This is a genomic window from Pedobacter psychroterrae, from assembly GCF_004331695.1.
Classification (GTDB): Bacteria; Bacteroidota; Bacteroidia; order Sphingobacteriales; family Sphingobacteriaceae; genus Pedobacter; species Pedobacter psychroterrae.
The window spans coordinates 68,112-86,608 of sequence record NZ_SJSL01000009.1; the positions used below are offsets into that span (position 1 = coordinate 68,112).

At 41.4% G+C, this 18,497-nt stretch carries 20 protein-coding genes; 13 read left to right on the plus strand and 7 right to left on the minus strand.

All coding sequences use genetic code 11. From position 1 onward, the window contains the following. Positions 1-50: 50 nt before the first annotated feature. On the minus strand, positions 51-767 hold the full coding sequence (locus tag EZ437_RS20095; RefSeq protein WP_131597921.1) for a DUF4397 domain-containing protein: 717 nt from the start codon (positions 765-767) through the stop codon (positions 51-53). 746 nt (positions 768-1,513) lie between these two features. On the opposite strand from EZ437_RS20095, the gene EZ437_RS20100 reads away from it, so the two are divergent. Both EZ437_RS20100 and EZ437_RS20105 read left to right on the plus strand, forming a co-directional pair. Continuing rightward, a complete protein-coding gene (locus tag EZ437_RS20100; RefSeq protein WP_131597923.1) occupies positions 1,514-2,149 on the plus strand; it encodes an outer membrane beta-barrel protein in 636 nt (211 codons plus the stop codon). Positions 2,150-2,276: 127 nt separating this feature from the next. Then, on the plus strand, positions 2,277-3,626 hold the full coding sequence (locus tag EZ437_RS20105; RefSeq protein ID WP_131597925.1) for a PhoH family protein: 1,350 nt from the start codon (positions 2,277-2,279) through the stop codon (positions 3,624-3,626). A 208-nt stretch (positions 3,627-3,834) separates the two neighbouring features. Here EZ437_RS20105 and EZ437_RS20110 read toward each other — a convergent pair whose 3' ends face one another. Beyond that, the gene (locus EZ437_RS20110; protein WP_131597927.1) at positions 3,835-4,209 is read right to left on the minus strand and encodes a hypothetical protein; all 375 of its coding nucleotides are present in this window, start codon (positions 4,207-4,209) and stop codon (positions 3,835-3,837) included. Between the two features lie 66 nt (positions 4,210-4,275). Between EZ437_RS20110 and EZ437_RS20115 the strand changes: the two genes are divergently transcribed. The 4 genes from EZ437_RS20115 (at position 4,276) to EZ437_RS20130 (ending at position 7,711) form a co-directional block, all read left to right on the plus strand. Further along, on the plus strand, positions 4,276-5,196 hold the full coding sequence (locus tag EZ437_RS20115) for a glycoside hydrolase family 43 protein (protein WP_131597929.1): 921 nt from the start codon (positions 4,276-4,278) through the stop codon (positions 5,194-5,196). Between the two features lie 77 nt (positions 5,197-5,273). Then, positions 5,274-6,329, plus strand: a complete 1,056-nt coding sequence (locus tag EZ437_RS20120) for an NAD(P)-dependent alcohol dehydrogenase (RefSeq protein WP_131597930.1) — start codon at positions 5,274-5,276, stop codon at positions 6,327-6,329. A 279-nt stretch (positions 6,330-6,608) separates the two neighbouring features. Then, complete coding sequence (locus EZ437_RS20125) at positions 6,609-7,250, plus strand: DNA alkylation repair protein (protein ID WP_131597931.1); 642 nt, start codon at positions 6,609-6,611, stop codon at positions 7,248-7,250. Between the two features lie 89 nt (positions 7,251-7,339). Further along, positions 7,340-7,711 carry a nuclear transport factor 2 family protein gene (locus tag EZ437_RS20130; RefSeq protein ID WP_225869639.1) on the plus strand — a complete coding sequence of 124 codons (372 nt, stop codon included), beginning with the start codon at positions 7,340-7,342 and terminating at the stop codon, positions 7,709-7,711. 135 nt (positions 7,712-7,846) lie between these two features. Here the strand turns inward: EZ437_RS20130 and EZ437_RS20135 are convergent, their stop codons facing one another. After that, on the minus strand, positions 7,847-8,266 hold the full coding sequence (locus tag EZ437_RS20135; RefSeq protein ID WP_131597932.1) for a hypothetical protein: 420 nt from the start codon (positions 8,264-8,266) through the stop codon (positions 7,847-7,849). A gap of 140 nt (positions 8,267-8,406) precedes the next feature. On the opposite strand from EZ437_RS20135, the gene EZ437_RS20140 reads away from it, so the two are divergent. The 7 genes from EZ437_RS20140 (at position 8,407) to EZ437_RS20170 (ending at position 15,229) form a co-directional block, all read left to right on the plus strand. Further along, entirely contained in the window at positions 8,407-8,679 is a 273-nt protein-coding gene (locus EZ437_RS20140) for a hypothetical protein (protein ID WP_131597933.1), read from the plus strand. Between the two features lie 286 nt (positions 8,680-8,965). After that, entirely contained in the window at positions 8,966-9,169 is a 204-nt protein-coding gene (locus tag EZ437_RS20145) for a hypothetical protein (RefSeq protein WP_131597934.1), read from the plus strand. A 56-nt stretch (positions 9,170-9,225) separates the two neighbouring features. Then, complete coding sequence (locus tag EZ437_RS20150; RefSeq protein ID WP_131597935.1) at positions 9,226-11,181, plus strand: beta-galactosidase trimerization domain-containing protein; 1,956 nt, start codon at positions 9,226-9,228, stop codon at positions 11,179-11,181. A 64-nt stretch (positions 11,182-11,245) separates the two neighbouring features. Continuing rightward, the gene (locus tag EZ437_RS20155) at positions 11,246-11,551 is read left to right on the plus strand and encodes a hypothetical protein (RefSeq protein ID WP_131597936.1); all 306 of its coding nucleotides are present in this window, start codon (positions 11,246-11,248) and stop codon (positions 11,549-11,551) included. Positions 11,552-11,579: 28 nt separating this feature from the next. After that, positions 11,580-12,263, plus strand: a complete 684-nt coding sequence (locus EZ437_RS20160) for a pseudouridine synthase (RefSeq protein ID WP_131597937.1) — start codon at positions 11,580-11,582, stop codon at positions 12,261-12,263. Positions 12,264-12,360: 97 nt separating this feature from the next. After that, complete coding sequence (locus EZ437_RS20165) at positions 12,361-14,901, plus strand: DUF5686 and carboxypeptidase-like regulatory domain-containing protein (RefSeq protein WP_131597938.1); 2,541 nt, start codon at positions 12,361-12,363, stop codon at positions 14,899-14,901. 43 nt (positions 14,902-14,944) lie between these two features. Beyond that, positions 14,945-15,229 carry a hypothetical protein gene (locus EZ437_RS20170; RefSeq protein WP_131597939.1) on the plus strand — a complete coding sequence of 95 codons (285 nt, stop codon included), beginning with the start codon at positions 14,945-14,947 and terminating at the stop codon, positions 15,227-15,229. Between the two features lie 11 nt (positions 15,230-15,240). Here the strand turns inward: EZ437_RS20170 and EZ437_RS20175 are convergent, their stop codons facing one another. From EZ437_RS20175 to EZ437_RS20190, 4 genes are all read right to left on the minus strand, one after another. Beyond that, positions 15,241-15,891, minus strand: coding sequence for an ATP-binding cassette domain-containing protein (locus EZ437_RS20175; protein WP_131597940.1), 651 nt, complete (start codon positions 15,889-15,891; stop codon positions 15,241-15,243). Beyond that, entirely contained in the window at positions 15,888-16,196 is a 309-nt protein-coding gene (locus tag EZ437_RS20180) for a hypothetical protein (RefSeq protein WP_131597941.1), read from the minus strand. Before EZ437_RS20180 ends, EZ437_RS20175 begins: the two co-directional genes overlap by 4 nt. Positions 16,197-16,213: 17 nt before the next feature. After that, entirely contained in the window at positions 16,214-17,296 is a 1,083-nt protein-coding gene (locus EZ437_RS20185) for an AI-2E family transporter (RefSeq protein WP_131597942.1), read from the minus strand. Positions 17,297-17,385: 89 nt separating this feature from the next. Then, on the minus strand, positions 17,386-18,492 hold the full coding sequence (locus tag EZ437_RS20190; protein ID WP_131597943.1) for a Gfo/Idh/MocA family protein: 1,107 nt from the start codon (positions 18,490-18,492) through the stop codon (positions 17,386-17,388). Positions 18,493-18,497 lie beyond the last annotated feature (5 nt).

The following is an 18,497-nucleotide window of genomic DNA, read 5'->3' on the forward strand; positions in this document are numbered from 1 at the left end:
GCGTACGGTTCCTGCCGGGAACATTTTTATAGGGAGATATAGGGTATTAATTAATTGCTGATCACTAGTCCGCCAAAAGGCTGCTCTATTTCCAGAGGGGTAAGCAAACCTTTAGAAATTACGGTATAAAACTTTCCTTTTTTAATGTCTACATTAGGCAGGTCCTTATTAATGGTAGCTCCTGTTACTTTGTCCCTGATCTGCAGGGTATATACTTTAGGATTAATCTCTACAAATGCACTGGCCGATTTGTAAGTTTTATCAGATACTACGGCAGCACTGTCTTTAGCTACCAGGCTCAGGGCAGGTGCGTCAGGAGACAGGTTTATAAAGCGTATGTATGCCTTTTCTACAGAAAGTGTCCTGATGTCATCGTTGATTACCAGGTATTCGAGTCCGGCACCTTTACCGATGGCAAACATCGAATAGATTTTGTCTTTTTCAAAAGCAAAATCTTTGGTAAGCAGGCTTTCCGTATTACTTTCGGTAGTAAGTTTAGCAGTGTAAGTACCTGATTTTACCTGGAAGTAATTGATGGTACCTCCAAAAGGCAAGGCCCCATTGTTGACCCGGTTTTGATTCAGGTACAAGTTGAAAGTACCTAAGGTAGGAGAGGTGTTGGTAATACTAAGGAATGAAATATCAACTTCTTCAATCGGCTCTTTTTTGCAGGAAATAAATAGTGTTGTGCTCAGGAGCATTATCAAAGTAACAATGCCTGTGGTCAACTTGTTGAATGAAGGCTTTTGAGTAGAGAGTTTCATCATGAATTGGGCTTAATTTATATATTTAATTGTTAAACGCTCAAACTTAACAAATCGCTACAGGTATTAGAAAATAAACTCGTCTGCTTTGTGTAAAACTTGTTAAAAACAGGTGGATAACTTGTTAAGAACTTGTTTATAAGTATTTTATATTTTATTTGCATTTTAAGGGTATTTCTGGCTATATTAGATCTATCAATTACGGAGTACTTTGACAGTCTGAAGAAAATCCAAAAAGAACACTTAGCCTACGGGCAGCAAGGTTCTGGAAATTTCGAAGATCAGCGGGAGAGGCCGGAGTTCAAAGGAGACAGAGAACGCGGTACTTAAGGTTACCCTAGCTTTAGAGCGAAGGTATAACAGCTGCATCAGGACAGACATTACCTCATATGGTTTATTCTAAGGAAGACGCCATTAAGCAGGAATTTAGACGGGTTTCAAAGTTTTTAGGAACTAAGACAACTACGAAATGTCAGGAACAGACGAATTGATAACTTTTCTCACTGCTAAGGCGGTAAAAAAGTGAAAACGGAGCGCAATAATCGAAAGAAGACAGCCTCCGTTTTCTTTTTTTACCAGTTTATCCAGCTCACATCCCTTTTCTTATTAAATCCTACTTTTTCTGTAGAGTATATTTTCGTGTATTTATTTTTTAATGTGTGTTATTTATGTTACAATTCATGATAGTATTTATTTTGAAATGATAATTTTTAGATTCATATTTATCAAACACACAAAACAAATATAAAATGAAACGACAATTATTAACTGCTATGGCAGTAGTGCTATCCGTATGTGGATACGCCCAGACAAAAGGTACCAATGCTTTAGGATTTGGTGTAAATTTTAGCACTACGAAAAGTGAGCAAAACACCACTGGCTCAGGTCACGAATCAAAAAACAAAATCGCAACCTTCCAGCTTGGATACGGACACTTTATTGCAGACAATAGCAAATTAGGTTTTAATGTGCTCTACGGTAAAACAGAAGTCCAGAATAGTGGCTATGAAAATAACGCAGAGGGTGAACGTGTAAGCGTAGCCCTTGACTACCAGCATTATTATCCGCTAATAAAGAAATTATACGCTTTTGCTGGCGGAAATGTTGGTTATGGCACTTACGACTATACTTCGACATCAAATGATAATCAACATGACTATAGAACTAATGATTATTTTTTGGGTGCGCAGGGTGGCTTGACCTGGTTTTTTTCTAAAACATTTGCACTGGAGACCTCACTGATAAATGCAAATTTTGGATATTCTGAGGTGAAATCGACAAATCAGGGCCCCAATAATAACACAGTCCAGTCCAGCACTAATTTCAACATCAACACCCAAGGTCAATTTACTAACCTCAACTTCAGAATTTACCTAATGTTCTAGTCAAGTTATAAACGTTTTTTTTATTTCAGGATCTCCGCTTCAACATTAGTAAATGCCATGGCCGGGATCCTGAAATAAATTCAGGATTACGTGATGTATAAACTAAAAATCCTTATTTTTAGCTATCATGAGTAAAGCCGTTAAAACCTCTTCTTTGCAGCAAAAGATCTTCGTTCTGGATACCTCCGTTATTTTATATGACCACAATGCGCTAAATAATTTCCAGGAACATGATGTCGCCATTCCCATCGTAGTACTGGAAGAGCTGGATAACATGAAGAACGGGAATGAAACACGCAATGCAGAAGCACGCAACTTTATCCGTTTAATAGACAATGCATCCGGCAGCAAGCTCATGAACCAATGGATTTCACTGAACGGCAACAAGAGCGGTCGCTTTAAAGTAGTAATGGACAAGAAGCCGGACCATGCTGATGCTGAGGCCATCTTTGGCGGAGCTAAGTTTGACCACCGAATCCTAAATACCGCACTGAGTTTAAAGCAGGAATTTCCTGCTAAAAAGGTAGTGTTGGTATCCAAAGATATCTGCCTCCGGCTAAAAGCCAAGTCACTGGAACTACACGCAGAAGATTATGAAACAGGAAAAATCAAGAATGTAGATGAACTGTACACTGGAAAAACTACGCTTACTAAAGTACCGGAATCATTATTTCTGGAGCTTAAAAAAGAAGGATCAGTTGGTGCAGAACTATTAGAAATACCCGACAAAGAAGCAAATCACTTCTGTATTCTCAAAAGCAACAGGAAAACGCTCAATACCTGGTATGATGCCTCCTCCAGGCAGCTTCATGTGGTTGGCACAAAGAAAATATTCAATATTTCCCCAAAAAACCATGAGCAGGCTTTTGCCATTCATGCCTTGCTAAATCCGGAGATCAAACTGGTTACCATTCAGGGAAAGGCCGGTACCGGAAAGACACTTTTGGCCATTGCAGGCGCATTGGAACAGCGCAAAGATTATAGACAGATCTACGTGACCCGTCCAATTATACCGCTTAGCAACAAAGATATCGGGTTTTTGCCAGGTGATGCCAAGTCCAAGATAGACCCTTATATGGCACCCATTTGGGACAATTTAAGATTTATCAAGGAACAGTACAGCCATGATCTCAAAATGCAGGGTAAAATAGATGAGTTCGTGAGTACAGGAAAAATCGTGATCACCCCGCTTGCTTATATAAGGGGCAGGACGCTGTCGAAGATATTTTTTATAGTAGATGAGGCGCAAAACCTGACCCCTCATGAAATCAAGACCATCATTTCGCGGGCAGGAGAAGATACCAAAATTGTGTTTACAGGGGATATTTACCAGATCGACACTCCGTATCTGGATGCCGAGAGTAATGGTTTGTCTTACCTGATAGAAAATGCCAAAAACCATTCGCTCTATGCGCACATTACCTTAGATAAAGGGGAAAGAAGCGAACTGGCCAACTTGGCAAATGACCTTTTGTAGGTATTATTTAGCCTTTTTACAGACCAATATTTTGATTTTCTCTCTAACCATTTGATAATACAGTCAATGTTTTGTTTCTTATTGAAATACAATATTAATTAAAATGTATTATTTTATTTCTTTATTTGTAAATAAGCCTGTATTTTAGCCTGGACTATTAATGTCGTCATGGAAGAAAATAAAGACCCTAAAAAGCAAAAGGAATATACTATCGATGATCCTGTGTTACCCAGTCGCTTGTTTTAGTGATGGGAACGTTAACCTCTTTACCGCTACTGTTTTTAAAGGAAAGAACGAACACCAGGGTATTGGCATCTGTAGTTACGTTCATTTCAAACTCGGTTTGGGATTTAAATTCGTAGGCTACAAGAAATGGCTTGCTGCTGGCAGATGTCAGTTCATAAGTCTCATGCAGTTTTGGCAAGTCTTTTTCCCCCTTTATTCTTATTGTAGTAAGTTGCGAGTTGTTAACCACCGGACTGGTTTTAGCGCTGACCTCAAACAGTTCTTCAGGAACTTCCTTTTTCTTGCATGTAGTAAATGATAGGGTAAGGATGGTAAGTAACAGGAGGACGTTGCGCATATTGTTCTTGTTTGTGACACAAAAGTATTGAAAAAATTAAATTTAAACCGATAACTTTACGGGATAATGAAAGCTTATCTTTTTTTAAGTGCCCTTGCATGGTTGTTAATGGCAAATGTAGTGGCAAACGCCCAAAGTGCGGTCGACTACGCTACACTCCGAATACGTGACCCTTTTATCCTGGCAGACAAGAAGACCAAAACCTATTATGTGGCGGTTAATAATAACCCTTCGTTCAGACTATACAGCAGCAAGGACTTGAAAAACTGGAAAGATGAAGGCAACTGCTTCAGGGCAGATGCAGATTTTTGGGGTAAAAAGGATTTTTGGGCACCAGATCTGATTGAATACAAAGGCAAGTACTATATCTGGGCTACATTTAGCGGCACCGATGGCAAGAGAGGGACTTCAATATTAGTGGCGGATAAACCTACAGGCCCCTATAAGCCGCTGGTAAATCAATCAACTACTCCGGCAGACTGGATGGCATTGGATGGTACTTTATATATCGACAAGAAGAATAAGCCATGGATGCTGTATTGCCATGAATGGCTGCAGGTAGGAGACGGAAAAATAGTAGCGCAACAGTTATCAGATGATCTTAAAAAGACCGTTGGCGAGCCCAAAGTACTTTTTACGGCCAGTGAAGGACCATGGGTAGGACCGATAAATAAAGAGAACGGTTATATAACCGACGCACCCTTTATATATAAGGCTAAAAATGGTGAAATGCTAATGCTATGGTCGAGCTTTTCAAAAAACGGAAAATATGCAATCGGTGTGGCCAGATCAGCCAGTGGAAACCATTTGGGACCATGGACACAGGACGAATTGCCACTTAATGACGATGATGGTGGACATGCGATGATCTTTAAAGATTTCGACGGGAATTTGAAAATATCCTACCATGCACCAAACAGCAAGGCCGAACGAGCGGTTATTTATTCATTAAAAGACGAGAGAGGTAGGCTCAGTATTATCAAATAAATTAGCAGGGAATTTGATATATTTAATCAGGACTTTTACGTTCTATTTGTATATTAAAATCGAATTCATAAAAAAGCATGGAGAAATTTGAAGTAAAAGCATATGGAGCTGAATCGCCTGTAGCTGAATTAAAACTGATAAACATTAACCGCAGGGAAGCAACTGCCAAAGACATAGAAATAGCTATTTTATTTTGTGGAGTATGCCATTCAGATCTGCATACTGCCAGAAACGACTGGGGCGGAACGGTTTATCCTTCTGCACCGGGCCACGAGATTGTGGGCAGGGTTACCAAAGTTGGAAGCGATGTAACGAAATTTAAAGTTGGTGACCTTGCAGCTGTAGGCTGCATGGTAGATTCTTGTCAGACTTGCCCAAGTTGCGCGCAGGATCTGGAGCAATATTGCCAAAATGGCTTTGTTGGTACGTATAATGGAAAAGACAAGCACCTGGGCGGCCGCACATTTGGCGGGTACTCAGAAAAAATAGTAGTAGACGAGCATTTTGTATTGAGGGTACCAGAAAACCTGGACCCGGCAGCTACAGCACCGCTACTATGTGCCGGTATTACCACCTGGTCGCCATTGAGACACTGGAATGTAGGCGAGCACAGCACTGTAGCGGTAGTGGGTTTAGGCGGACTGGGCCATATGGCCATCAAACTGGCCAAGGCGCTGGGTGCAAAAGTAACCCTATTTTCCAGATCACCAGGTAAAGAGCAGGATGCGCTCGAGCTGGGGGCAGATGAAGTAGTGATTTCTACAGATGACGCACAAATGGCCGGCGTGACTGGTAAATTTGACCTGATCATTGACACGGTTCCCTATGTACACGATGTGAACCATTACATCCCTTCGCTGAGTACCAACGGAACATTGGTGCTGGTAGGCTACCTTGGGCCGCTTGATCCTATGCTAAACTCTGTACCTTTGATCATGGGCAGAAAATCTGTAGCCGGCTCGCTTATTGGCGGTATAGCTGAAACACAGGAAATGCTCGATTTTTGTGGCAAGCACAATATTGTTTCGGAGATTGAAGTGGTAAACATACAAGATATCAATGAAGCTTACGAGCGGATGCTGAAAAGTGATGTGCGCTACCGCTTCGTAATCGATATGGCTTCTTTGAAGTAAAAACCAGGGGAGCACCTCAATTGCGTAGTCATTGTTATATTTTCGGGATATATTGTTAGTTGTCTATGTATTTCTGTATAGTTTTGTTAAAATTCTATTTGCTATTGATGGGAACTAGATTGCTGGTGAAAGATATTGCGTTTGAGCTGGGTTTTAATGACCAGAGGTGCAAAAAGCTACCTAGGTGAGTAAGTCTGTACCCTGCCAGGTGCCAATTTTTTCTCAACTTTGTTTCTGATTTCGTAACTTATACCGGATCATAAAAACAGAAAGATTGATATGCAAAGTTCACCAAAAGCAGAAGAACTCCTGGGACAAATCAATAGTAAGACTAAACTTGGCGACCTGCGCAAAATGGCAAAGGAAATCAAGATGGATCATGCCCTGGCTATTGAGCTTTGGACCAGTGGCAATTTCCTTCCCAGGCAACTGGCTATCTTAATTATGAATAATAAAATGCTTACGCAAGAGGTGATCGATAAACTGGATAAGGATATTCAGGTTCACCCGCTTAACGAACGAAATCAATTAATAGACTGGCTCATGGCTAATCAACTTGCCAAAGACAAGAAAACGATTGCATTGATTGCGTCCTGGGAGAACAGCCCTTCACCTCTTCAAAGGCGGGTCTTTTGGTATTATCAGGCACGGTTGAGATGGGTTGGGCAGGTTCCTCCCGAAAACACTGCATACCTGCTTTCTGCAGTTGAAGCTAACATTGCCAGGGAGGCATCGGAAGTGCAGTGGGCCATGAATTTTACCGCGGGCTGGATAGGCGTTTTTGATAAAAAATTCCGGGAACGTTGCGTGTCGATAGGCGAGAAAACAGGTCTTTACAAAGATGAAATGGTGTCAAAAGGATGTACGCCAGATTATTTGCCGGAGTTCATAGCGATTGAAAGTAATAAACGAGGCTTGTAATGACATTCGTGAATAGCAAACGACTTAGCTAATTTACCAGTTCAATTTTTAAAAGATTAGATCAACAGATGCTGGAAATTTTGTAATTTTTGTCATATAAAGCAAATCCTATGACCAAACTCAATAAGCAAATCTTAGAACAAGCGAACGCCGCAGTCACTGCTGGTGACTATGAGGGCTTTCTTTCCTACTGTACCGAGGATACTGAATGGAATTTCATTGGGCAGCAGGTGCTTAAAGGAAAAGAAGCCGTCCGCAGGTATATGCAGGAGACTTACATTGAACCGCCAAAATTCGAGGTCAGTAAGCTGATTTCAGAAGATAACTTTGTCGTCGCCGTTGGAATGATCAGCCTAAAAGATGCGCATGGAGTATCAACCGAATATGATTATTGTGATGTCTGGCGGCTTAGGGATGGGAAGCTGCACGAATTAAAGGCGTATATAGTCGCAACAGTATAATAGTTCAGTATCCTATGGATACGAACAAATCTATTAATGTCGTTTCAATCGATATAATGGCCTTGACTCATATCACGAAAAACAGCCCGGAGGTATTAATCCCCGGACTGCTAACCTTAAAACTATGTTTGTTGACTACTTCTTTTTTGGTTTGCTATCTGATTTGACAGATACGCCTGATTCATTAATAGACCTTGCTGCCGTGTTTTGCCCACTGAGGCCTTGTGATTCATAAAGCGGATTTAGTGTAATGGCATTTGGATCGCCTGTCTTATTGCTCTTCAAAACTTCCACTCTTCTTCTTTGTGCCGCATTTTTAGTGCTGTCTGCTGGGCTAGAAGTAGGGGTGGAAACCCTACCTGTAGCGGCATAGGAAGCAGCTGCTGCACCACCACCTGCTCCGGCAAGTGCACCTACTGACGATATGGCTAGTGTTGGTGCCACGGGTTGGTTTTGAACTTTTACAGGTTCTTGTTTTTGATTTTGAACTGGTGATTGGGCGATAGCTACTGCACTTGTCATTGAAAGGATTAAAGCTGTCAGTATTGATTTCATGATCTTGGTTTTTAAATGTTAATTTATGGTTGTTTACAGGTATATCAACCAGGACCAGATTTTGTTACCCCTCATATTTAACTTTTTATGTTTTAAAGTGTTATAGTATGAAAAGATCACATCCTTATGAGAATTAACTGATGTTAAAAAAGATTTTAGGTATAAACCTGCTGGTGTTTGTGGCATATGCCATACTTATAAACATAAATTCCGCTGTGGCTGACAGGGGATTTAATATTGCCATTGGTATGGGGGTATGCATAGCATTACAGGTTGGACTGAATGTGGTAGCAGGAATCGTGTGTTTAATAATGGGAAGGAAGGAACCTGCCAGATCTTTTCTAATAAGCTCGGCAACACTGGTACCGATTGGTTTCTGTACCTGGCTTATCTTGCTCAGCATTTTTGGATAAAAAATACTGTTGCAGCGTAATTGGAGGATTTAAACCGCGATACATAATCAACCAAATATGTATCCTAAAATGAACTCAATGATCCCTTTTGCCCATTCCGGCAGATATGTCACGACTGCCTGCGGAGCTGTATATTTCTTTTGTGTCTGAAGACCGGAAGCGAATGGCCAAAAGCTTATATGTAGGCCGGGAAGGTGTGAAATTAAATTTTCAACGTTGTGTAGCAATTTGACCATTCATTGCGTCTAAGCATAAATAGGCTTAGGTAAACCAAATATCAGATCAAATGAACAATTTAAATTCACAATTCCTGGTGATAGACAGGGATGACATGGAACAGGTAGAAAACCTGGCGGTGATGTTTCCAAAACTGACTACACTGATAAAGAATAATAGCAATAAAAACTTCGTAATCAACTTTAAAGATGATAGACAGCGTTCCCTCATTGTAATGGTTGTCTCCAAATCCCAGGTTCCGCTGGCGAGCTAGCGTTTATTTAAAACTTTTTTATGGTAATGGTACTTATTTAATAAGAACACTTTATCATGGAATTAAATATAAGTACTGCACCAATAATGATTGGCGCAGAGATTTTTATAGAGCCGGGGCAGACTAAAGAAGAAATAGCAGGCTGGTTCAGAACGATGCAGGACAGCGGAATGACCCTGACAAGGATTAGGATGTTTGAAAGCTATATGCACAAGAAAGACGGCAGCTGGGACTTTACACTATTCGATCATGCTTTTGAAGCCGGGGAGCAATACGGGATAAAGATCTACGCAAATCTGTTTCCGGAAACGGAATTCTCTGATGTTGGAGGGTTTAAATTCCCGAAAAGCAAAGACAACTTTGAAGCAATAGCCAGTTATATTAGGCACATAGTGCCTCATTTTGTCCGCTTTACTTCTTTGTATGGCTGGGTGCCCATCAATGAACCGGGCTCTGGTGAGTTGCCGGCAGATCCGTTTACAGAAGAGAAACTGGCAGAATGGAAACTGAACCGGACCAAGCCGGACTATAACAGTAACGGATTTACCACATTTGAACTTGCAGAACAGCGCTTTCTACTGGATCATAATACCTGGTTTCTAAACTGGCTGACACAGCAGATCAGGCTTTATGATGCTACGCACCCCATTCATGTAAATAACCACGATATCTTTAAGCAGGCAGCGGAATATAACTTCCCTGAGTGGCGGTCATTTCTATCCAGTCTGGGCGGCTCTGCACATGCGAGCTGGCATTTTGGCTATTTTACCAGATCGCAATATGCGCTTGCCATGTCCGCCAATGCAGAGATATTGCGCTCGGGGGCGGGAAACATTCCATGGTCGATGACGGAGCTGCAGGGCGGAAATAATACTTACAGCGGAAAGACCCCTTTGTGTCCCACAAAGGAGGAGATAGCGCAATGGCTATGGATAAACATTGCTTCGGGAAGCAGGGGCGCTATTTTTTGGTGCTTAAATCCCCGGAGGTCTGGCTTTGAGGCCGGTGAATGGGCACTGCTGGATTTTCAAGACCAACCATCTGACAGAATGCTGGCCGCATCGAAGGTCTGCAAGGTGATAGCCGAACATAAGGAGTTCTTCGACAACAGCACGGTATTGGATTCGGGTTTTAATGTGTTGTATATTAGGGAGTCTATGTGGATCGAAAAGGCCCTGCAAATAGCAGGCGCGTCTTTTGAAGGCAGGCAGGTGGGTGGTGTCATGAAATCGGCCCTGGCATATTTTGAAGTGCTAAGCGAAATGGGAATCAATGCCAATTTCAAGGAAATAAGTGAATTTGATTTTGACAAGGCAGATTTTAGCGACGAAGTGATCATACTTTCGCACCAGATAAGTATTCCTTCTATGTATTGGCAGCAGCTGAGGGGTTTTGTGGAACGGGGAGGCAAACTTCTGGTAGAGGGACTGACAGCCTATTATGATGAAAATGCGTATTTAATTATGGGGCCTGGATTTCCGCTAAAAGATGTTTTTGGTGGTCTTGTAAAGGAGTTTAAAATGGTGGGTGATTTGTATGATGTAAAGTTAAACCATCCTGATATTACACTTAAAGCTCATTTATGGGCGGGTAGTCTCGCGCCGGATAAAGGACAGGCGATGGCATATTACAATGATCAGGTAATAGGCTTGCGAAATGATTATGGAAATGGCGAGGTGATTTGGATGCCTGCTTTATTTGGGCTGGCCGCAAGGAATACCGCTGATTACTCACAACTGGCGAAATTGCTGGAGGCTGAATTTTCAGATCGGATAAGGGGATTGTCAATTGTTTTCAGGCATCATCACCCAGGGGTATTGCTGAAAGTTTTGAAATACGGGGAGCAGTTGATAACGGTATTGGTCAACAAATCTAAGCAGCGGCATGAAGTAGCCTTTAGAAAACACAATTTGACAAGTCCAGAGGTACTGTGGTCAGAGAATGCCAGGGTCATAAATTCTCAGCATATCCTGCTGGCTGCAGAAGGGATGCTGGTGATAAAGTGGAATTAGGCGAACGTACTGTTTTAATGAATTATTTTGTATCTTCATCTTGATTGAAACAACAAGTGACCATATGAAAAGACTATTGATACTGATGACTGTAGTGTGCATATATTCGGGCTGCAAGACTACCATGCCTACCGGATCTAAAAACGTTGTTCAAATAAATGGAACCATAGAGAAGCTGGGTATGACTACTTTCCAGTATGGCACGCACCTGATCAAATCAGGAAATGTTACCTATGCCCTGAAAAGCAACAAAGTAAATTTAAATTCTTTTTTGGCAGAAGAAGTCAGGCTTAAAGGAACCAGGGTAGAAGGCTATCCAATTGAAAACGGCCCCGAACTGATAGAAGTACTGGAAGTCGATTTTAAATAAAAGCTTATCTTCGCAGCAAAATTTAAAGATGCTGGAGATTGTATATCAGGATGATCATTTGATCGCTGTAAATAAACCTCATGGATTGCTGGTTCACCGCTCATCCATTGCTGGTGATGCCAAAGAATTTGCCTTGCAGATACTGAGGGACCAGATAGGAAGGCATGTAAGTCCGGTACACCGGCTGGATAGGAAAACAGGGGGACTGCTGCTCTTTGCCTTTGAAAAGGACATAGAGATTGCTATGCACAAGCAATTTATGAATGGCGAGGTTCAGAAGAAATACCTGGCTGTTTTGCGTGGTTATGCTCCTGATAAGGAAGATATTGATTACCCCCTGGCTAGGGAAAACGGGACATTGCAGGAGGCATTTACCAGTTTTATCACCCTTGAAAGAGCAGAGTTGGAAATTGCTTTTGGCAAACACCCCACATCCAGGTATTCTTTGGTAGAGGCTACACCTACAACAGGCAGAATGCATCAACTTCGCAGGCATTTTGCACATATATTCTATCCGATCATTGGCGACCGCAAACATGGTTGTAATAAGCAAAACAGATTTTTTAAAGAACAATGGGAAATGACCACAATGTTGCTCCATGCCTCGGAGCTTATGTTCAAGCATCCGGTCACACAACAGGAAATTCATCTGAAAGCTCCCGTTCAGGAAGCGTTTAAAAAAGTAATGAAATTGATGGGCTGGGATAATTAATCCGCCATTTTTCATTTTCATGTCATAACATTTGAAATCAGACTTATTTCTGACTTTATTACTCTAAAATTCAAAAGTTGAGTATTAGTTTTGTGGCATGTATAAATTTATGTTGGGCTTTTTAGCCGTGGCAATGTTTAGTTTTTCCTCCTTTGCACAGCAAACGGTACTGAGCGGAACTGTTACTGATGCAAAGACCAAAGAAACACTTCCTTATGTATCTTTTTTAATTTCGGGAAGTACCAAAGGCGGCCGCACAGATCTGGACGGTAAGTATAAGATCGTTCTGGAAGGCAGTTCCGCAGAAATCAAATTTAGTTATATAGGGTATAAAACGCAGGCAAGAACGGTGAAAGCGGGAGGATCGCAGACCATTAACATTCAACTGGAGAGTGAATCTACCCAGATGGATGAGGTAGTGATCAGGGCTGGAAAAAAACCTAAGTATACAAATAAAGAGAATCCTGCCGTTGAACTGATCCGCAAGGTAATTGCCAATAAAGGCCGCAACAGGATGGAAAACTATGATTATGTATCGTACAGCAAATACGAGCACATGCAGTTTTCTTTGAGTAACGTATCTGATAAATTTAAGAATAGAAAGGTCTTTAAAAACTATCAGTTCCTGTTTCAAAATCAAGATTCTGCCAAAATTGGTGGGAAGACCTTGTTGCCGGTATTTCAACAGGAGAAGTTGTCTGATAACTACTTCCGAAAGGATCCTGAAAAAATGAAAACCATAGTCAGGGCCGACAAACAGGTGAACTTTGACGAGCGGTTTATAGACAATAAAGGCCTGAGTACGTATTTTGAAAGGATGTACCAGGACATGGATATTTATGACAACAATATCTCTGTGGTAAGCAACCAGTTGCTGAGCCCGATAGCTGATGGGGCTCCTGCTTTTTACAAGTTTTTTATTACCGATACGCTGGTAAATAAACAGCTGATAGAGCTTTCTTTTACTCCAAGGGCTAAAACTGACTTATTGTTTGAGGGAAAGATCTACATCACAATGGATGGAAATTATGCTGTGCAGAATGCATTTCTTACCGTAAATAAAGACATCAACCTGAATTTTGTAAGGGCGCTGGAGGCGAAATTAGAATTTGCCCAGAATCCTGACAAGCGTTATCACCTCAGTAAAAGTAATCTGATAGTGGACTTTGGGATCAGCAAAAATGGTGGGACCGGATTTACGGGCGAGCGCACAGTAACATTTAATGATTACCTGGTAAATCAGCCATCGCCGGATACTGTTTTTAATGGTGCTTCTCAGTTGATAGTAGCAGCAGATGCAGATCAGAAGTCTGATCTCTATTGGGCTAACAACAGGCCTGAAGCACTCAGTGCTGCAGATACAAAGATCTATGGCAATCTGGATACACTACAGAGCATCCCTTCTTTTAGAAGGACAATGGATGTGGTGACACTCTTTTTTGCAGGATATAAGGATTTTGGACCATTTGAAATGGGTCCTGTAAATACGTTTTACAGTTTTAATGAGGTGGAAGGATTCAGGCTTAGGCTGGGGGGGAGGACCACACCTGCGCTAAGTAAGCGCTACTATTTTGAAACGTATGGTGCTTATGGATTTACTGATCAGAAATGGAAGTATTTTCTGAGCGGTACTTATTCTTTAAATAACAAATCGATCTATGCATTTCCTCAAAATTACCTGAGGGCCAGTGTTCAGCGCGACACCAAGATACCGGGGCAGGAACTGCAATTTGTGCAGGAAGACAATTTTCTCCTTTCTTTTAAAAGGGGGGAGAACAACATGAGGCTGTATAATGATTTTTATCGGTTGGATTATGTACACGAGTTTGAAAATCATTTCTCCTACAGCCTTGGTCTCCGTAAATGGAAGCAATCACCTGCCGGATCTTTGTATTTCAGCGATGCTGAGCATGCTAAGTTTGGAGGGCTCAATCAAATCAATACCTCAGAGGTTACGCTGCAGCTTAGATACGCACCACATGAGAAGTTTTACCAGGGAAAAGTATACCGTACTCCTATAGTGGATAAGTACCCGGTATTTAACCTGCGTTATACTGCTGGGATTAAAGGACTGGCTGGCGGAGAATATTCGTACCACAATTTTATGGGAAGCATAGATAAGCGTCTCTACCTATCACAGCTTGGCTATACGGATATGACCCTGGAAGGTGCATATATAGTGGGGCAGGTGCCATTCCCATTGTTGTCTATACACCGTGCTAACCAGACCTACGCCTATCAGTTAAATACTTATAACCTGATGAATTTTCTGGAATTTGTGAGTGACCATTATGCCAGCATCAATCTAGATCACAATTTTAACGGCTTCTTCTTCAACAAGGTTCCATTGCTGAACAAATTGAAATTAAGAGAAGTGATGTCGTTCAAAGCACTGTACGGTGGATTGAGGAATGAAAATAATCCGGCAAAAAACGATGCTGCTATGCAATTTGTGCGTAATCCGGATGGGCTTCAGATTACCAACTCATTAAATAATGAACCATATATGGAAGGCAGCGTAGGAGTAGGGAATATCTTTAAAATCCTTAGAGTGGATATGGTTAAGCGGTTTACTTACCTGGATAATCCGATGGTTTCTGAATGGGGAATACGTGCAAGGGTGAAATTTGACTTTTAATGGCCTGTTTAAAACAATTACCCGATAATGCGGTTATCCAGATATGGAACCGTTTAACATTAAAATTGGTTATGGCGAGAAGGAAGTAACGCTAACCATCTTACCGATAGAAACAGGATATTATAAAGTGATATACTTTGGTGGTATACTTGGTGCGGTGTGTTATGACGAGCCGAGTGATTGCTGGCAGGCTGTTCCTGCAGATGAGATAGAAGCAGGTGATCTTCCGTTTTATAAACATGACCTTAATGCAGACCGACTGGAGATTGTTCTGAATGATGGTTGTATTCAGGAAATAGGTACTGAAATAGAAAACAGGATTGCGTAGATAGGCCTGGATTATACGTATCCGAGGAATTTAAGGTCTTCAACACATTTGGTTAAATGTGTCTTTCCGTTTGCTAATAGGTAAAGGTGGTCACTGATCTCGATAATTGTCTGGTACATGTGATCGGTTACCAAAATCCCTTTGTTGTTTTTAGCTTGGTTGATCAGTTCAGTTATCTTTTCAATCACGAGCGGGCTCTGATGGGAGAACGGTTCATCCAGCATAGCAAATTTAGAATTTGACATGAGTACCATGTAGATTTCTATTATCCTTCTTTGCCCCCCGGAAAGCGTTTTAAGCGTGGTGGTGTATTTGGAATTAAATTCTGGAAAGAATTTTTCAAACACCTGGAAGTCGAGGCTGAAATCAGAAAATATTCTTTTTAGGCTCAATCCTGCCGGGATGAAGTTGAATTGTGGCAGGTAGAGCAATAGATCAGGTCTTTTATACAGTTCAGCTACATGTGATTCATCAAATCTGATGGACTTACTATTGGGCTGGAGCTGACCGTAGATTATTTTCATCAGGCATGTTTTGCCATTGCCGTTTTTACCCAGTAAGCCGGTAACCTTTCCGGTTTCAAATTTCATGTATACGTCTGACAGGACTCTTCTTGGACCAAAATCAAGCACTACACTGTCTACTTCTAACTTGTGGATCATACCTGTTTAAAAGCTATAACAATGGCAAGGACATACATTAGAAAGTCTAGCGTCATAGTAGTGCCCCAAAGTTGTTTTTTGGATAAGCCAAGACTTTGGTAGTAATAAAATTCCTTGTTCTTATAGTTGTTGATGTAATAAATAATGATGCCTGAAGTAAAGATTTTGAACCAGGTGATCAGCGTTAATGCTCCCGGCCCTAATTCTGTAAACATGTAAACACAAATTGCACTGAGCACCACCGTACTCACGATAAAACTGTTGTAAAATGTCCAGAGGATGCGCAGGGTTCTTATTCTAATCATTAATAAAAGCTAAAGTCTTAAAGATAACTCTTTATTTTATCTATGATGCCAGTTTTATTTCGTTTTTCTTTTTCCGTACCTATTAAAAATCCATACGGCTGAAGTTCCGGGACATTGTCGCAGATAATCTTTACAATGCCTAGTAAAGGGATTGCCAGGATCATTCCGGGGATGCCCCAGATTAGTTCGCCGAATACAATTGCCATGATGGTGAACAAAGGATTGATATTTACCTGCTCGCCGACTATCAATGGTTCGAGGATATACGTTTGTATGAACTGGACTACAAAATAAATGCCTATCACGGAAAGGATCATTTTCGTGTTTCCACCTTGTGCCATTACGGCTAAAATGGTAATGGAGGTGCCTGTAAGGTTTCCTACGAAGGGAATGATCTCCAGTAATCCGCAGAGGACGGCAAAAAATATGGCGCTTTCTACCCCAACAAGACTAAAACCAATTCCATACATGACCCAAAGGATGGCTATCATGGCCCCAAGTCCACTTAAGTATTGTTGAGCTACTTTACCAGACTTATGCACCACTTCATCGGCTTCTGATTTCTCAGTTTTAGGTACAAGTTTGAGGATAAACTTTTTGATATGTGTACGATAGAATAGAAAAAGGTACATGTATACCAGAACTAATACCGTGTTAATCAGGATGTCCAGTACTGTGCTGGCAAATCCAGCAGCCATACCACCCCCTGCCGTGCCTCCGCCTTCAGCCTGTTGTTCTATTATATTTTCCTGAGTCTTCTTTGATACTCCGATGGAATCATCCACCCAGCCTTTCATTTCTTCTATGATGGTAGTTACACGGTGTTTCATTGCGTCCATGTTTTCCAACAAACTACTCAATTGCCAGGAAAGCAGAAACAGGATCAGCGCTATTGAGGATGCAAAGATCATAATGCAGAACAGTGACGCCAGACCCCTGGAGATATGCCTGGATTCAAACCAGTTGCACAACCTGATAAAGAGCATTGACAAAATCGCGGCAAGGGCTACCGGAATTAGAAATTCGCGACCGATGTATAGCCCCGCAAAGGCCAATATGAAAAATAAGAGAATATATACGCTGCGTTGAAGTTTATCCATGCCTGTAACAACAAATACTATTGATATAAGTTTAATTATCAAATACCGTTTATGAAAGTCGACTTAGATTGGCTTGGTGGGCAACTAATTTACTTCTTTAAATAAATCTTTTTGCCTTCTTTAGCCGATTGCTTAGCAGCTTCCAGTATCCTGACAACCATAAGGTTATTCTCCAATGAAGAAAGGTCATTTTGCGGATTAATTTGGTTTTTCAACACTCGGGAAAGGTAATTGAGGTGATCGCGGTAGGCAACCTCCAGCGGTTTGGCTGATAAGGTCTGGTAATCTTTACCCCGGTTTTTTATACGCAGGGTATTTGGGTTGACTGCCTGTACGTACCCTGTCTCACCAAAGACTTCAAGGTCTTTGATGCTAAACGGCCAGTTCCATGACCCTTGGATTATGCCGGTGGCTTCTGGATATTCCAGCACAATAGTAGCATCATCGTCTACCTTCGGGTATACTTCTTTTTTAATTTGTTTGGTAACGGCCGATACGGAAATAGGCGCCTGCCCATCCATTAGCCAGGTCATCAGATTCGCACCATAACAGCCAAAATCAATGATCGCACCTCCACCATTCATAACCGGATCTGTAAGCCAGCCTAGAAATTCCTTGCTTACTCCAATCTCCTTTGGCCCCTCATGGCCATCATGCGCCACGATCTTTCTGATCTCACCAATTGATTTATCTTTCTTTATTCTGGTATAAGCTTCCTGATTGCTTGAATACCATGTGGTCTCGTAATTGGTCAGTAAATGGATTTTATGTTGCCGGGCCAGCTGGGCCATGCGTTCGGCATGTTTTACAGATACAGCAAGGGGCTTTTCTACCATTACGGAAATACCGAGCGGTGCGGCTGCTTCTACTACCGATAAATGATCAAAAATGGCATTATAAGCCAATACTATATCTGGTTTCTTAACTTTAAGCAGAGCCTTTATGTCTGTATAAAAGATATTATCAGCTAGCTTATACCTTTTTTTAAATCTTTCTACCAACTCTGGGTTAGCTTCTGCGATTCCAATAATATTTACTTCGCTTTTCTCAAACGCGTTCATAATCAGGTAGACATGATCGTGGTTTAGACCGGCAACAGCTACGTTGAGCTTCTCCTGGGCAATGCTGTTAAATGTGATTACCGTAAAGCCTAGCAGGCATAGTATATAGCTCCTTATTTTCAAATGATGCTTCATTAACC

Bases quoted from the DNA above. Each gene is read 5' to 3' on its own strand.
- EZ437_RS20095 (WP_131597921.1), bottom strand. From the start codon at position 767: ATGATGAAACTCTCTACTCAAAAGCCTTCATTCAACAAGTTGACCACA.
- EZ437_RS20120 (WP_131597930.1), top strand. From the start codon at position 5,274: ATGGAGAAATTTGAAGTAAAAGCATATGGAGCTGAATCGCCTGTAGCT.
- EZ437_RS20185 (WP_131597942.1), bottom strand. From the start codon at position 17,296: ATGGATAAACTTCAACGCAGCGTATATATTCTCTTATTTTTCATATTG.
- EZ437_RS20190 (WP_131597943.1), bottom strand. From the start codon at position 18,492: ATGAAGCATCATTTGAAAATAAGGAGCTATATACTATGCCTGCTAGGC.
- EZ437_RS20115 (WP_131597929.1), top strand. From the start codon at position 4,276: ATGAAAGCTTATCTTTTTTTAAGTGCCCTTGCATGGTTGTTAATGGCA.
- EZ437_RS20110 (WP_131597927.1), bottom strand. From the start codon at position 4,209: ATGCGCAACGTCCTCCTGTTACTTACCATCCTTACCCTATCATTTACT.
- EZ437_RS20180 (WP_131597941.1), bottom strand. From the start codon at position 16,196: ATGATTAGAATAAGAACCCTGCGCATCCTCTGGACATTTTACAACAGT.
- EZ437_RS20125 (WP_131597931.1), top strand. From the start codon at position 6,609: ATGCAAAGTTCACCAAAAGCAGAAGAACTCCTGGGACAAATCAATAGT.
- EZ437_RS20135 (WP_131597932.1), bottom strand. From the start codon at position 8,266: ATGAAATCAATACTGACAGCTTTAATCCTTTCAATGACAAGTGCAGTA.
- EZ437_RS20155 (WP_131597936.1), top strand. From the start codon at position 11,246: ATGAAAAGACTATTGATACTGATGACTGTAGTGTGCATATATTCGGGC.
- EZ437_RS20150 (WP_131597935.1), top strand. From the start codon at position 9,226: ATGGAATTAAATATAAGTACTGCACCAATAATGATTGGCGCAGAGATT.
- EZ437_RS20140 (WP_131597933.1), top strand. From the start codon at position 8,407: ATGTTAAAAAAGATTTTAGGTATAAACCTGCTGGTGTTTGTGGCATAT.
- EZ437_RS20100 (WP_131597923.1), top strand. From the start codon at position 1,514: ATGAAACGACAATTATTAACTGCTATGGCAGTAGTGCTATCCGTATGT.
- EZ437_RS20105 (WP_131597925.1), top strand. From the start codon at position 2,277: ATGAGTAAAGCCGTTAAAACCTCTTCTTTGCAGCAAAAGATCTTCGTT.
- EZ437_RS20145 (WP_131597934.1), top strand. From the start codon at position 8,966: ATGAACAATTTAAATTCACAATTCCTGGTGATAGACAGGGATGACATG.
- EZ437_RS20160 (WP_131597937.1), top strand. From the start codon at position 11,580: ATGCTGGAGATTGTATATCAGGATGATCATTTGATCGCTGTAAATAAA.
- EZ437_RS20165 (WP_131597938.1), top strand. From the start codon at position 12,361: ATGTATAAATTTATGTTGGGCTTTTTAGCCGTGGCAATGTTTAGTTTT.
- EZ437_RS20175 (WP_131597940.1), bottom strand. From the start codon at position 15,891: ATGATCCACAAGTTAGAAGTAGACAGTGTAGTGCTTGATTTTGGTCCA.
- EZ437_RS20170 (WP_131597939.1), top strand. From the start codon at position 14,945: ATGGAACCGTTTAACATTAAAATTGGTTATGGCGAGAAGGAAGTAACG.